The organism is Altererythrobacter aquiaggeris, from assembly GCF_037154015.1.
GTDB lineage: Bacteria > Pseudomonadota > Alphaproteobacteria > Sphingomonadales > Sphingomonadaceae > Aestuarierythrobacter > Aestuarierythrobacter aquiaggeris.
In genome coordinates this window covers 1732274-1747964 of the sequence record NZ_JBANRL010000001.1, presented here as the reverse complement: position 1 = coordinate 1747964, position 15691 = coordinate 1732274, and the positions used below count along the sequence as shown (strand labels likewise).

Annotated in this window: 9 protein-coding genes; all 9 read left to right on the top strand. The window is 60.7% G+C overall.

The annotated features are described in order from the left end of the window. Positions 1–30: 30 nt before the first annotated feature. The 9 genes from WFP06_RS08575 (at position 31) to WFP06_RS08535 (ending at position 15685) form a co-directional block, all read left to right on the top strand. Positions 31–3252, top strand: coding sequence for an efflux RND transporter permease subunit (locus WFP06_RS08575; protein ID WP_336987666.1), 3222 nt, complete (start codon positions 31–33; stop codon positions 3250–3252). Further along, positions 3252–5744 carry a heavy metal translocating P-type ATPase gene (locus tag WFP06_RS08570; RefSeq protein WP_336986783.1) on the top strand — a complete coding sequence of 831 codons (2493 nt, stop codon included), beginning with the start codon at positions 3252–3254 and terminating at the stop codon, positions 5742–5744. The genes WFP06_RS08575 and WFP06_RS08570 overlap by 1 nt, the downstream gene beginning before the upstream one ends. Then, complete coding sequence (locus WFP06_RS08565) at positions 5741–6379, top strand: cation diffusion facilitator family transporter (RefSeq protein WP_152434343.1); 639 nt, start codon at positions 5741–5743, stop codon at positions 6377–6379. Before WFP06_RS08570 ends, WFP06_RS08565 begins: the two co-directional genes overlap by 4 nt. Positions 6380–6443: 64 nt before the next feature. After that, a complete protein-coding gene (locus WFP06_RS08560; protein WP_271438921.1) occupies positions 6444–6845 on the top strand; it encodes a hypothetical protein in 402 nt (133 codons plus the stop codon). Positions 6846–6966: 121 nt separating this feature from the next. Beyond that, positions 6967–8202, top strand: a complete 1236-nt coding sequence (locus tag WFP06_RS08555) for a TolC family protein (protein ID WP_271438920.1) — start codon at positions 6967–6969, stop codon at positions 8200–8202. Further along, positions 8199–9689: an efflux RND transporter periplasmic adaptor subunit gene (locus WFP06_RS08550; protein WP_336986782.1), complete on the top strand. Its 1491-nt coding sequence runs from the start codon at positions 8199–8201 to the stop codon at positions 9687–9689. The genes WFP06_RS08555 and WFP06_RS08550 overlap by 4 nt, the downstream gene beginning before the upstream one ends. Next, complete coding sequence (locus WFP06_RS08545; protein WP_336986781.1) at positions 9686–12853, top strand: efflux RND transporter permease subunit; 3168 nt, start codon at positions 9686–9688, stop codon at positions 12851–12853. The genes WFP06_RS08550 and WFP06_RS08545 overlap by 4 nt, the downstream gene beginning before the upstream one ends. Then, a complete protein-coding gene (locus tag WFP06_RS08540) occupies positions 12832–13215 on the top strand; it encodes a copper-binding protein (protein ID WP_336986780.1) in 384 nt (127 codons plus the stop codon). Before WFP06_RS08545 ends, WFP06_RS08540 begins: the two co-directional genes overlap by 22 nt. 139 nt (positions 13216–13354) lie before the next feature. After that, positions 13355–15685, top strand: coding sequence for a heavy metal translocating P-type ATPase (locus tag WFP06_RS08535; RefSeq protein WP_173214099.1), 2331 nt, complete (start codon positions 13355–13357; stop codon positions 15683–15685). The last annotated feature ends 6 nt before the right edge of the window (positions 15686–15691 follow it).

Here is a 15691-nt window from a genome sequence, read left to right as displayed (position 1 = left end):
TTCGAAAAAGAGGCAGACAGCAATGGCGGCTTGATTGGCGGCGTGCTTGACTGGTCGGTGCGCAATCGCTGGGCGGTCGTAGCCCTTGCCCTAGGTGTTGCCATTTGGGGCGCGTTCAATCTTGCAAAACTGCCGATTGATGCGGTGCCGGACATCACCAATGTTCAGGTGCAGATAAACACCGAGGCACCGGCCCTCTCGCCCTCGCAGATCGAAACGCAGGTAACCTTCCCTGTCGAAACCGGACTAGCCGGTATCGAGGGACTTGAGATGACCCGCTCGATCTCGCGTAACGGCTTCAGCCAGGTCACCGCGATCTTCGAAGAAGGCACCGACATCTACTTTGCCCGGTCGCAGGTCGAAGAGAGGATCGCCAACCTGGCCTCTTCGCTTCCTGCAGGTGCGGAGCCGTCAATGGGTCCGATTGCAACCGGTCTCGGCGAGGTGTTGATGTATACCATCGAATTCGAGCATCCGGGTGGAACCGATGCGCCCAAGGGTGGTGCTGTTGGCTGGCAGAAGGACGGCAGCTTTCTCACGGACCGGGGCGAGCGATTGGACACGCCGGTGGCAAGAGCCGCCTATCTGCGCACGGTACAGGATTGGGTTGTCGCGCCGCTGATGCGTACGGCCGACGGCGTGGCGGGCGTGGACTCGATCGGTGGCTTTGAGAAGCAGTACCTGGTGCAGCCAGACCCCGACCGCCTCAACGGCTACGGCGTTTCGCTCGACCAGCTGATTACCGCGCTCGAAGCGGCGAACCAGGCCGAAGGTGCCAACTTTGTCGAAAGGGCTGGCGAAGCTCTTCTTGCACGGGTCGATTCCCGGCTGAATTCCGTAGAAGACATTGCGCAGGCAGTGGTGGCAACGCGCGAAGGTGTGCCGATCCGCGTCGGCGACGTGGCAACGGTCGAAATTGGCGGCGATCTCCGCACTGGTGCAGCCTCGCTGAATGGCGAGGAAGCCGTCGTCGGTACTGTGCTGATGCGCGCAGGCGAAAACAGCCGCACCGTAGCTGCGGGTGCTGCCGACAGGCTCGACGAGATACGATCGTCGCTTCCGGCAGGAGTTGAAGCGGAGATCGTCTACAACCGTTCGACACTCGTCGATGCGACCATCGTGACGGTACGCAACAACCTGGTCGAGGGCGCGCTGCTCGTCATCGTCATTTTGTTCCTGCTGCTTGGAAACATCCGCGCCGCGATCATTGCAGCTCTGGTCATCCCATTGTCGATGCTGATGGCAGCTATTGGCATGAACCGGCTTGGCGTATCGGGCAATCTGATGAGTCTTGGTGCGCTTGATTTCGGCCTGATTGTCGATGGCGCTGTCATCATCGTCGAAAACAGCATCGCGCGCCTCGCCGCAAGGCAGGAGCACAAGGGACGTTTGCTCACACTGCGCGAACGCCTTGCCGAGACGCGGGCAGCGGCGCATGAGATGATCAAGCCAACGGTGTATGGCCAGGCGATCATCTTTCTGGTTTTTGCGCCGCTCCTCACCTTCACCGGGGTTGAGGGCAAGACATTTTCGCCCATGGCCATCACGGTGATGCTGGCACTTGCCTCGGCATTCATCCTCTCGCTCACGTTCGTCCCCGCGATGATCGCTCTCTTGCTGAACAAGAAAATCGACGAGCAGGAAGCAAAGCCCATCCGAATGACAAAGGAGCGCTATGGTCCGCTGCTGCGCAGAGCGCTTGCCCGTCCATGGCCTGTCATCGGTACCGGAGTCGGCGTGTTCGCGCTCGCGGCGCTTGTCTTCAGCTTCATCGGCAGCGAATTTACACCGCAGCTCGACGAGCGTGATCTGGCTGTCCAGTCATTGCGTATTCCTTCCACCCCACTGGAGCAGTCGCTTACAATGCAGCGCCAGGTTGAAGCGCGATTGAAGCAATTCCCGCAGGTTGAGCTGGTATTTTCGCGCACCGGCACGGCAGAGGTCGCGACCGACCCTATGCCGCCGAACATCTCGGATGCCTATGTTATCCTCAAACCGCGCGAAGAATGGCCTGACCCCTCGCTGTCTAAGGATCAACTTGTAAGCGAGATGGAAGAGGCGCTCGGCAATCTCGTTGGCAATCTCTATGAATTCAGCCAGCCCATCGAGCTGCGCTTCAACGAGCTCATCGCAGGCGTTCGCGGCGATGTCGCGGTCAAACTCTACGGCGATGATCTCACGGCCATGACGGCAGCAGCCAATGAAGTTGCCACAGTTCTCCGCGGCGTTGATGGTGCGGCCGACGTGAAAGTTCAGCAAGTGTCGGGCTTTCCAACGCTCGATATTGCCTTCGATAGACCCACAATCGCGCGTTACGGCCTGACGGTCGAAGACGTGACACAGTCGGTTGCCATTGCCCTTGGCGGTCGCAAAGCGGGTCTAGTGTTCGAAGGTGACCGGCGGTTCGATGTCGTGGTCAGGCTGTCCGATGCGAACCGCAACGACTTTGACCAGCTTGGAACATTACCCATTGTCCTGCCCAATGGCGGAAGCGTCCCGCTTCGTGCTGTGGCAGAATTTCAGGTGATAGATGGGTTGGCCGAAGTCCGGCGCGAGCAGGGTCGCCGGCTGGTGATTGTGTCCGCCAACGTCCGTGAACGTGATCTTGGGTCATTCGTCGAGCAGGCACAGTCCGAGGTTGCCGCGAATGTTGATTTGCCGTCCGCATCATTCATCGAATGGGGTGGCCAATATCAGAACCTGCAACAAGCTCAGCAGCGTCTGCTCATCGTGGTCCCGCTTGCCTTCGCGGTTATCCTACTGTTGCTTTATATGGCGGTCGGCGGTTGGGTCCCTGCGCTGGCGGTGTTCAGCGCAATCCCCATGGCACTGGCTGGCGGGGTCTTTTTCCTGGCTCTGCGCGGCATGCCTTTTTCCATCTCGGCAGCGGTGGGGTTCATTGCTCTCTCCGGGGTTGCGACGCTGAACGGCCTCGTCATGATCACAGCGATCAAGCAGCGTCTCGAGCAAGGCTTGGAACTGGGCGACGCGATCATCGAGGGCGCGATCGCGCGGCTGCGGCCGGTGTTGATGACAGCGCTAGTTGCATCGCTCGGCTTTGTTCCGATGGCGCTTGCGACGGGAACCGGGGCCGAAGTGCAACGTCCATTGGCTACGGTTGTCATTGGTGGGTTGATCACCGCCACGGCGCTCACCCTGTTCGTATTGCCAGCCATTGTAAGCCTGATCTTCGCGAGAAAACCGCGCGCGACCCAGGTTGAGACATCAGCAGCAGCGAGGAGCGACAGCTAGTGACACGGAATATCGAACTCGAACTATCGTCGCTTCTCCCGGACATTCCGAGCGACACCGACAGATGTATCGCTCGGCTGCAGTCGTTGCTCAGTTCGCGGGCAGGTGTGCATGCGGTTGAGGTCGTTGAAGGATCGAACAGTGCACCTGCCCAGCTTGCAATATCTTACGATCCCGATCGTCTCACGATCGCGCGGATTAGAGAACTTGCGCACGTAGCAGGAGCGGAAATTTCCGGGCGCTACGGGCATGTTGTGTGGCAAACCGAGGGCATTAATTCGGTGCGCCGGGCGCAGACGGTCGCAGATCTGGTAGCCCGCGCATCCGGCGTACTTGAAGCAAATGCCGATGCGAGCGGAAAGCTGGTCGCCGAGTTCGACCGCCGGCGTACCGATGAGACCGCGATTGCCAATGCGCTGCAAGAACTGGGGGTTTCAATCAAGGCCGACAAAATCGCCGCAAATGCCAGAGATGCTGAAGAACACCGCCATGACGATAAAGATCATTCCGGGCACAGTCACGGCGGCATCTTCGGCGCTAATACTGAACTCTTTTTCTCGCTCGCTTCGGGCGCATTTCTCGCCATCGGCTTCGGGATCGAGAAGCTATGGGACGGGCATCCGGTCTGGCTGCCGTTCGCTTGTTATATAGCGGCATATTTCTTCGGAGGCTTCTTCACTCTCCGAGAGGCGTGGGACAATTTGCGCCTCCGCCGGTTCGAAATCGACAGCCTCATGCTTGTCGCCGCTGCGGGCGCCGCCTTTCTCGGGGAATGGGCCGAAGGCGCGCTACTGCTGTTCCTGTTCAGTTTCGGCCACGCGCTCGAACACTACGCGATGGGGCGCGCGAAGAAAGCTATCGAAGCGCTCGCCGGGCTTGCCCCGGACACCGCACGGGTAAAGCGCGGAACTGACGTAGTTGAGATCCCGGTCGAGGAGCTTGCGCTAGGCGACGTGGTAATCGTGCGTCCGAACGAACGCCTTCCGGCTGATGGCTTCATCCTGGACGGCGTCAGTGCCATCAATCAGGCTCCGGTGACCGGCGAAAGCGTGCCCGTCGACAAGAGCGCGGTTTCGGATGTCGCTTCTGCGCGCGCCAATCCTGACAATCTTGCGGATGACAATCGCGTCTTCGCGGGGACGATCAACGGATCGGGCGCGCTCGAAGTGGAAGTGACCCGGCGATCGAGCGATACGACCCTAGCCAAGGTCGTCCAAATGGTGAGCGAAGCCGAGGCTCAGCAATCTCCTACCCAGCGCTTCACGCAGCGCTTCGAGCGAATTTTCGTGCCTGCCGTGCTCGCTCTGGCCGGCCTGCTCCTTTTCGCATGGGTCGTCATCGACGAACCCTTCCGCGACAGTTTCTACCGGGCGATGGCGGTGCTTGTGGCTGCCAGCCCCTGCGCTTTGGCGATCGCGACCCCGAGCGCGGTCTTGTCCGGAGTGGCCAGAGCAGCGCGCAGCGGCATTCTGGTAAAGGGCGGCGCGCCGCTCGAGGATCTCGGTGCGCTCAAGGCCATCGCGTTCGACAAGACCGGTACTCTTACCGAAGGCGAACCCCGCATTACCGATGTCGAACCCGCGCAGGGTGTATCTGAAAACGAACTGCTTGCGATTGCTTCGGCGGCTGAAAATCTGAGCGATCATCCCCTGGCACAGGCGATTGTCAGGGACGGCAAGCAGCGGCTTGGCGATGAGACTCTGCCCGAAGCAACCGATCTCGAAAGCTTCACAGGCAAGGGCATCACCGCGCTTGTCGGCGGTGAGCGGGTGTGGATCGGAAAGCTCGAAATGTTCGGGCAAGATGGGGTCCCTCCGCTCAGTGCCGAACTGTCGGATGCTATAGAGTCCATGCGCGAGCGCGGGCGGACGACGATGGGCGTTCGCTCGGAAACGCGCGATCTCGGAGCGATCGGCTTGCTCGACACGCCGCGTGCGGCGGCAAAGGCGACGCTCGAAGCGTTGCGCGGCCTCGGGATCACCCGAATGATCATGATCTCGGGCGACGACCAAAGAGTGGCCGATGCGGTTGGAAAGGAAGTCGGCCTCGACGAGGCCTGGGGCAATCTCATGCCCGACGACAAGGTCAAGGCCATCCGCAAGCTTGCCGGCCAGGACAAGGTTGCGATGGTCGGAGACGGGGTCAATGACGCTCCGGCCATGGCGAACGCAACGGTCGGAATAGCAATGGGGGCTGCCGGATCGGACGTTGCATTGGAGACAGCCGATGTCGCGCTGATGGCCGATGATCTCGCCCGACTGCCTTTCGCCGTCGATCTGAGCCGACAGACCCGGTCGATCATCCGGCAGAATATGATCGTCAGTCTCGGAATTGTCGTCGTGCTCATCCCGGCAACCATTTTCGGTCTCGGGATAGGCCCCGCTGTCGCGGTTCACGAAGGATCGACACTGATCGTGGTCGCCAACGCACTCCGGCTGCTGGCGTATAAGGAGAAGGGCGGCACAAAAGAGAGAACGGGGAAGCCAGTATGAGCTGCAACGATGACTTCGATCTGGATTCGGCGGACAAGCGACGCACATTGTGGATCGTATTATGGCTCAACGTCGCAATCGCGGTTGGTTTCTTTGTCGTTGCCTATTTTGCGGACTCGAACGCGCTCTTGGCCAACGGGCTCGACAATTCATCCGATGCATTTGTCTACGCGCTCAGTCTTCTGGCTCTCACCCGTTCGCAATCCTGGAAACGAGGGGCCGCGCGTTTCTCAGGCATTATGCTCCTAGTCTTCGCCGGAGGCGTTATCGCCGATGCCGTCAGGCGTTTCATCGAAGGCTCCGAGCCGGGCGGCCTGATGATGATCGCCATGGCGGGCATCGCGGCGGTGGTGAACCTCATATGCCTGCGCATGCTCCAGAAGCTTCAGCAAAAGGATGTCAATCTGCGCGCAGCGACCACGTTTAGCTTCAACGATTTCATATCGAACGGCGGTATCATCGTCGCCGGGATCATCGTTATGCTTACAGGCGCAAATTGGCCGGATCTCGTGGTTGGGATCGCGGTTGCTGGCATCGCCCTGTATGGCGGGATCGATATCCTTCGCGATGCGCACAGGGATAAGCATGAGGAAGCGGGCACCCAACATATCAAAGGCGACGAATTCCGAAGATGATGCTCGAATTTTGCATTTTGGCCGCTGGATTGCCTCGGCTCCCTATTCAGACTATCGCAGCTTCGTGAAATTTGTTCGCGCCTTGACCCTGATTTGCTTCAGCTTTGGACTGCTTGTGCAGGTTGCTGCGCAGGCGGCCGTTCCGCAGAGCGAAATGGCTGGGTCGGCTGATTGTGCTGAAATGGCGCAAGGCATGGCCGAGCACGGCATGTCTGAACACGCGATGCCCGAACAGATGGTTTCCGAAACGGACCCGGCCGAACAGCATGGCTCATGCTGCGAGATGAGCCTCGATTGTCTCGTAGCCATGAATTGCCTGCCACCGCTGGCGCTTGCGGGTCCGGGACTGGCGCATGCAGGACCGTTTCCTGTTGCGCCTACGTATCTGGCCGCTAGCGCCAACAGGCTCGACAGCCAGCCTCGACCGCCGGAATCTCCGCCTCCACAAACTGAACTCACCATCTAGCATTTCCCGGGCGGTGCTCTGCGCCGTTTGCGAGCTTGACGGATTACTTGACTTGCGCCGTGTCGATTGACGCGTACGCCGAAGTCGTTCCCGGCCAGTTCGCTTTGAAAGAGTGAGAATTATGGATTGGCGAATTGGCTGGGTGGCGTTTTCGGCACTGCTCGCCGCGCAAGCTGCGCAAGCGCAGTCTGTCGGATACGAGGAAGCACTTGCAGCGGTGCGGGGCGAGCAACCCGTTTTGGAAGCTGGCGCGCTGCGTGTACAATCACGGCGCGAGGCTGCGGAAGCGGCGGACGAGCTTCCCGACCCGCGTTTACGCGCAGGGGTTATGAACCTTCCGGTAAGCGGACCCGCGGCGTTCGAGCTTGACCGGCAACTTCCTACGCAAGTCGCCATCGGTATCGAGCAGGAGATACCCAATCTTGCGCGGCGACGGGCGAGGTATGGCGTTGCCAGTTCCGAAGTTCGGGTGGCGGAAGCACGGCTCGGTATGGCGGAGCGCAATCTTCTCGCAAGCGCTGGAACCGCTTGGGTCAGCTTGTTCTACGCGCAAGAACGCCTCGATCTCGCCAGCACAGCGCTCGATGAGCTGCGAGCCTTCATCCCTGTTGCCAATAGCGCAGTTGCGTCGGGCTCGGCCCGCCCGGCCGAAAGCCTCGTGATACGGCGCGAATTGCTTGGGATCGAGGATGCAGCGACGTCGATCGAGGCCGAGCGCGAGACGGCGCAAGCGCAGCTTTCCCGATACATACCGTTCCCTGACCCGGTTGCCTTGGGTGAGGCTCCCACGGCGGCTCTGGATGAAAACCAGCTTCGCTTCGAACTGGAAGGGAATCCCGAACTCATTCTGGCCGATGCGGAACGAGACCGGGCCGAAGCCGGTGTCGCGCTCGCTCGCGCTGAAAAGAGGCCGGATTTTGGGGTGAGCGTCAACTATGGTCGTCGCGACCAGGCGTTTGGCGATGCGGTGTCGGTCATGGGGTCGATTACTCTTCCGATCTTCACCGACCGGCGGCAGAATCCGCGCATCGCCGCCGCCGAAGCCGATGCCGCTGCCGCTTTGGCCGAACGCGAGGATCGCAGACGCGCGCTGGTCGCGGATTTCGAAGCCGATCTCGCCACTTGGCGCAGCACTATGCGCCAATGGCGCCGCGCGCGTGATGAACTTCTTCCGCTCGCGCGTGACCGCGTTGACCTCGAGACAGCCAGCTTTGCGGCCGGGCGTGCCGATCTAGTCGATGTGATTGCGGCGAAATCAGCACTTGCCCTGCTCGAGCTGGAAATTCTCGAACGCGAACAGGCGGCCGTGCAGGCGGCGGTCAAACTACAACTCACATACGGGGAGGGCAGGCCATGAACTCCGTGCTCGAACGATTTACGCAGCGCCAACGCATGTTTGCGGCTGGGCTAGGTATTGCCCTTGTCAGCCTGGCTGCTGGCTACGGTCTTCACATGCTCGGCGGCGAGAGCAGCGGAGCTGGCTCGCCGACGGATACTGACTGTGAGGACGTGCTCTATTGGTACGATCCGATGGTGCCCGGACAACGTTTTGACGAGCCCGGTAAGTCGCCCTTCATGGACATGATGCTGGTTCCCAAGTGCGCGGGAGAAGCTGCGGAAGCGGGCGTCCGGATTGATCCGGGCCTTGTGCAGAATTTCGGAATTCGCACCGCAGCAGCCGAGTTCGGCGTTCTCGAACCGGAGATCACCGTTACGGGTGTCCTCGCATACAACAGCAGGGATATAGCTATCGTCCAGCCACGCGCGGGGGGCTACGTTCAACGCACCTATGGCCTTACGCAGGACGATGTCGTCAGTCGCGGCGCTCCGATCGTCGATATTTTGGTCCCTGATTGGGGCGGCGCGCAGCGCGAGTACATTGCTGTGCTCAATACTGGCGATCGGGCGCTGGCAGATGCGATGCGGCAGCGCATGCGATTGCTTGGAATGAACGACGCAATGATCGCATCGGTCGAACGCACACGCAGAGCCCAAAACACGATCACCGTCACGGCTCCGGTGGGCGGTGCCGTAACAATGCTTGGGGTGCGCTCCGGCATGACTGTAATGGAAGGTCAGACTTTGGCCGAGATTACGGGCTTTTCGCCGATATGGCTTGAAGCTTCGGTTCCTGAAGCCCAGGCCGCAAATATCCGGCAGGGCCAGCCCATCAGTGCGACCCTGGCAGCGTATCCGGATCAGCGATTTGCGGGACGGATTGTTGCCATCCTTCCAAGCGCCGATGCCGCGAGCCGAACCATCACCGTCCGGGCTGAGCTACCCAATCCGCGCGGCAGGTTGAAACCAGGGATGTTCGCGCAGGTGTCGCTTTCACCCGACACACGGCGAGCCTTGCTGGTACCGTCGGAGGCGGTCATTCGAACCGGACGCCGAAATCTCGTGATGCTCAAGCAGGATGAAGGCGCGTTCCTGCCTGCCGAGGTCGAAATCGGGCGCGAAGCGAATGGCAAGACAGAGATACTCGCAGGCGTTGCGGAGGGCGAGCAGGTCGTCACTTCAGGTCAGTTCCTGATCGACTCCGAAGCAAGTCTTGGCGGGATCGACGTCAGGTCGATCGATGGGACCATGAGCATGGCGTCGGACGGCTCGCCAAAGATGAGGGCATACACCGCTACGGGAAGAGTGACGAAAATCGCTGGTGCTTCGATCACTCTCAACCACGCGCCGGTTCCCGCCCTCGAATGGCCAAGCATGGTCATGCCCTTCGCCCTCGCCGACGCCGCTCTAGTTGACGGTATTGAACCGGGCGACAAGGTCGAGTTTACCTTCTCGCAGCACGACACCGGTCCGCGCATCGAATCCATTCGGAAGACCGACCAATGATCGCGCGCATAATCGATGCCTCGATCGCCAATCGGTTTTTCATCGTTCTGGCGGCCTTCGCGGTCACGCTCGCCGGCTTCTGGGCGGTGCGCGCAACGCCTGTCGATGCGATCCCAGATCTGTCTGATGTGCAGGTCGTGGTGCGGTCGAATTATCCGGGGCAAGCTCCGCGCATCGTCGAGGACCAGGTCACCTATCCGCTCGCAACGACGATGCTCTCGGTGCCGGGCGCGGAAACAGTGCGCGGCTATTCGATGTTCGGCGACAGCTTCGTCTACGTGATCTTCGAGGATGGGACGGACCTCTACTGGGCGCGTTCGCGCGTGCTCGAATATCTCAACCAGGTGCAAAACGAATTGCCCGACGGAGTGACCAGCTCGCTCGGGCCGGACGCGACGGGCGTGGGCTGGATTTACGAATATGCGCTGGTTGACCGAACGGGGAACAGCGACCTTGCTGGCCTTCGGAGCCTTCAGGACTGGTTCTTGCGCTATGAGCTGCAGACCATTCCGGGCATCGCAGAGGTCGCCAGCGTCGGCGGCATGGTCAAGCAATACCAGGTCGTCCTGGAGCCTTATCGCATGGCTTCGCTTGGCGTCACTTACAGCGATGTCGTGCGCGCCATACAAGCTTCCAATCAAGAGGCTGGCGGATCGGTGGTCGAAATGGGCGAGGCCGAGTTTATGGTCCGCGCTTCAGGCTATCTCACGTCTCTCGACGACTTCCGGCAGATCCCTCTCAAATCAGTCGGGAACGGTATACCGGTTACTCTATCCGATATCGCCACGATCCAGCTTGGCCCCGAAATGCGGCGAGGAATCGCCGAACTCAATGGCGAAGGCGAAGTCGCAGGCGGTATTGTTGTGCTTAGACAAGGCGAGGATGCGCGGGCAACGATCGCGGCTGTCGAAGAGAAGCTCGACGTGCTCCAGGCCAGTCTTCCTGAAGGGGTCGAGATTGTCACGACCTATGATCGTTCGAAGCTGATCGACGCCTCGATCGAAAACCTGACCGGAAAACTCATCGCCGAATTTATCATCGTCGCGATCGTTTGCGCACTGTTCCTGTGGCATGTGCGATCAGCATTGGTGGCGATCGTCACGCTTCCATTGGGGGTGCTGGCGGCCTTTATCGTGATGCGGTTCCAGGGGGTCGATGCGAACATCATGTCCTTGGGCGGCATCGCCATCGCAATCGGCGCGATGGTCGACGCTGCCATCGTCATGATCGAGAACGCGCACAAGCATATCGAGCATTGGGAAGAGGACCATCCCGACGAGAAGATGTCCAACGATGAGCGCTGGAAACTGATTGCGGACGCATCGAAAGAGGTGGGGCCAGCGCTGTTTTTCAGCCTCCTGATCATAACCCTATCGTTCCTGCCGGTGTTTACTCTGCAGGCGCAGGAAGGGCGGCTCTTCTCCCCACTGGCCTTTACCAAGACCTATGCCATGGCGGCGGCCGCCATTCTGTCGGTGACGCTGGTTCCCGTTCTGATGGGCTGGCTGATCCGCGGGAAGATACCCAAGGAGGACACCAACGTCCTCAATCGCTTGCTGACCAACGCCTACCGGCCCGGTCTTGATTGGGTACTGCGCCGACCGAAAACCACTTTGGTTGTGGCCGGACTGGTATTCCTTACAGCGCTGATCCCGTTCACCCGTCTTGGAGGAGAATTTCTTCCCCCGCTCGATGAAGGCGATCTCCTCTACATGCCGAGCGCTCTGCCTGGCCTGTCTCCTGGTGAAGCGTCCGCATTGCTTCAGCGGACGGACCGACTGATCAAATCCGTACCGGAAGTCGACACCGTTTTCGGAAAAGCGGGGCGGGCCGATACAGCGACCGACCCCGCGCCGCTCACGATGTTCGAGACAACCATCCGGTTCAAGCCGCGCGAAGACTGGCGGCCGGGCATGACGCCAGAGAAGCTCGTCGACGAGCTCGATCGTGCTGTGCAGGTGCCGGGACTCGCCAATGTCTGGGTGCCCCCGATCCGCAACCGCATCGATATGCTCGCGACCGGTATCAAAAGCCCGATCGGCGTGAAAGTGTCCGGCGAGGACCTTGCCGAAATCGAGCGCGTAGCTTTGCAGGTCGAGAATGTCGCAAAACAGGTTCCTGGCGTCAGCTCCGCATTGGCAGAGCGTCTTTCGGGAGGCCGCTATGTCGATGTGGACATCGACCGGGTCGCTGCGGCGCGTTTCGGGCTGAATATCGCCGATGTTCAGCAAATTGTGTCAGGCGCGATCGGCGGCGCGAATATCGGACGGACAGTCGAAGGATTGGCGCGATATCCTATCAATGTCCGCTATCCGCGCGAGATCCGCGACAGTCTCGGAGAACTGCGCGCGCTGCCTTTGCTAACCCCCTCTGGCCAGCAAATTACGCTCGGCACCGTAGCGCAGGTGAGCGTCAGCGATGGCCCCCCCATGCTCAAGAATGAGCAGGGCCGTCTTATCAGCGTGGTCTATGTCGACACGCGCGGGCGCGATCTTACTTCGGTCGTAAGCGATCTTCAGGAGGCGGTGTCAGAGGGCGTCGATCTGCCTGCCGGTGTGAGCATCTCTTACGCGGGCCAGTTTGAATATCTCACCCGCGCCAATGAGCGGTTGCAGGTCGTCGTTCCCGCGACGCTCGGCATCATCTTCGTTTTGCTGTACCTGATCTTCCGCCGCTTCGACGAAGCGCTACTTGTTATGGGCACACTCCCCTTTGCCCTCACCGGCGGCTTCTGGCTGCTCTATCTGATGGGCTACAACCAGTCTGTTGCGACATCGGTGGGTTTTATTGCGCTTGCCGGTGTGTCTGCCGAGTTCGGCGTCATCATGCTGATCTACCTCAAGTCTGCGCTGGCCCGGCGCAGCGGTGCCCTCGATGCGGACGGCGTGGGCGAAGCCATCAGGGAGGGTGCTCTTCTGCGCGTGCGTCCCAAGGCGATGACCGTGGCCGTCATTCTTGCCGGTCTCTTCCCTATCCTCATTGGAACCGGCGCAGGTTCGGAGGTCATGAGCCGCATCGCCGCGCCGATGGTGGGCGGCATGATCACCGCGCCGCTGCTTTCGATGTTCGTTATCCCCGCCGCATATTTGTTGATGCGGCGCCCCCGGCCCGAACGGCCAACCCAACCCCAAGGAGAAGAAGAATGCGTACCACAACCCTCATGAGCCTATTGGCCGCCCCGCTGGCGCTGGCGGCCTGCGATTCTGGCCAAGACACTGCCGAGATGAACGACATGCCGATGGCAGAGAATGAAATGATGATGGACGGCGAAGATATGCCGATGATGGAACCTGGCAGCGAGATGCAAACCGCCAGCGCAGAGGGCACGGTTACTGCAATCGATGCCGAAGCGGGCACGATAACCGTCGACCACGGTCCGGTCCCGGCGATCGAATGGCCTGCAATGACCATGGCGTTTGAAGCCGATGAACAACTGCGCAGCGAAGTAAGCGTCGGTGAGGGAATTGCCTTTGAATTTCGTACTGGTTCTGAAGGCAATGTGATCACGTCGATCACGAAGCAGTGAGTCGGTTGGGTGGTGCCTGGCAAACCTGGTGCCGCCCAATGAGATGCGGGGCGACCGGAATCTGGTATCGTGACGGCAATTCGAAGGTATTCGGCACAAGGCTGTAAGAGGTCTGCTGTAGAGTGAGAAAGGAAGAGCGATGAGCACGGACGCAAGCTTGCTCGAAGGCACCGCCATCGATCCCGTCTGCGGCATGAGCGTAGCGATCGACGGAGCAGAGCATATCGCGAAGCATGCGGGGGCCGAGCACTATTTTTGTTCGCCGCGATGTCACGACAAGTTCGTCACCGATCCCGAGCTCTATCTCTCGGGCGCGCATCTCGACGCGGTCGAGGATGTGCCCGAAGGCACGATCTACACCTGCCCGATGCACCCTGAAATCCGCCAGCCCGGGCCGGGTTCATGCCCGATTTGCGGCATGGCGCTCGAACCGGAAACGGTTTCGCTAGACGATGGCCCCGATCCCGAACTGGTCGACATGCGGCGTAGGTTCGGGTGGAGCGCGCTGCTCACGCTGCCTTTGTTCGTCTACGCGATGAGCGACATGGCACCGGGGCTCAGTTTCGACCGGCTGATCGAACCTGCCTGGGCGCAATGGGCGCAGTTTGCCCTTGCCACACCGGTTGTTCTTTGGGGAGCCTGGCCGTTCTTCGTTCGGGCCGTCCAGTCGCTCAAGACGCGCAATCTCAACATGTTCACGCTGATCGGGTTTGGCGTTGCCATCGCCTATCTGTTCAGCGTGGTGGCGACGGTCGCGCCCGATCTGTTCCCTGCGGCGTTCCGCGACCATTCGGGACGGGTCGGGATCTATTTCGAGGCGGCAGCGGTCATAACCACACTCGTTTTGCTCGGACAGGTCCTCGAGCTCAAGGCAAGAGGCTCGACCTCGAGCGCTTTGCGCGCATTGCTCGAATTGGCGCCGCCCAGCGCGGTCAAGATCTTCGGCTCCGGCGATGAGCGCGAGGTGCCGCTCGACCAGCTGGCCACAGGCGATCGTCTGCGCGTTCGACCGGGCGATAAGGTTCCGGTCGATGGCGAGATCGAAGAGGGATCGAGCGCCATCGACGAATCCATGATCAGCGGCGAACCGCTGCCGGTCGCCAAACAGGCTGGCGACACAGTCATTGGCGGCACGGTCAACCAGACTGGCGGGTTCGTCATGCGCGCGACCGGTGTGGGCAAAGACACGATGCTGTCCAAGATCGTCCAGATGGTGGCCGAGGCGCAGCGCAGCCGCGCACCGATCCAGCGACTGGCAGATCAGGTGGCGGGCTGGTTCGTGCCTGCGGTGGTGGTGATAGCCATCGCCACCTTCGTGGTATGGGGAATCTGGGGGCCCGCACCAGCGCTTGCCTATGCGCTGGTCAATGCCATTGCAGTCCTGATCATCGCCTGTCCCTGTGCGCTCGGTCTCGCTACGCCGATGTCGATCATGACGGGCACAGGCAAGGGTGCCCAGCACGGGATTCTGATCCGCAATGCCGAGGCGCTGGAGACACTCGAGAAAATCGATACGCTGGTGGTCGACAAGACCGGCACGCTGACGATGGGCAAACCCGATTTGGTGGCGGTGACGCCGGCAGATGACATCAAGGAAAGCGATTTTCTGGCTGCGGTGGCAGGTGTCGAAATGGGGAGCGAACATCCGCTGGCCTATGCCATTGTCGAGGGCGCGCGGACGCGCGGCGTTTCTCCTGCCAATGCCACGGATCTCGCTTCGACGACTGGGGAAGGCGTTGAAGCCAACGTCCAGGACCGCCGTGTTGCGATCGGAAATGAGAAGATGATGCGGCGCGTCGGGATCAATGACGAGGCCTGGCTGGGCTCGGCCGAAAATGGTCGCAAGCAGGGTCAGACGGTGATGTTCGTTGCGTTCGATGGCCGGCCGGCAGGCCTTATCGCGGTGGCCGATCCGATCAAGCCTACCAGCGCAGCGGCTATTGCGGCGCTGCACAAGCGCGACATCCGGGTCGTTATGCTGACGGGCGACAGCCGCAGCACTGCCGAAGCGGTCGCGCGCGAAATGAAAATCGATGAAGTGCATGCGAATGTCTCGCCCGAAGACAAGCACCGCAAGATCGAAGAGCTGAAAGCGCAAGGTCGCCGCGTCGGCATGGCAGGGGACGGGATCAACGATGCGCCTGCACTGGCCGCCGCCGATGTCGGCATTGCCATGGGCACCGGCACCGATGTCGCAATCGAAAGCGCCGGCGTGACGCTGGTTCGCGGCGACCTGACAGGAGTGGTGCAGGCCATCGTGCTGTCGCGTGGGACGATGCGCAACATCCGGCAGAACCTGTTTTTCGCCTTCGCTTACAACACACTCGGCATCCCGGTCGCGGCAGGCGTGCTGTATCCCTTCTTCGGAGTGCTGCTCAGCCCGATGATTGCGGCCGCAGCCATGAGCCTCTCTTCCGTATCGGTGATAGGCAATGCGCTGCGGCTGCGGGGTCTGCGCCTCGAAGTCTGAGAGGCC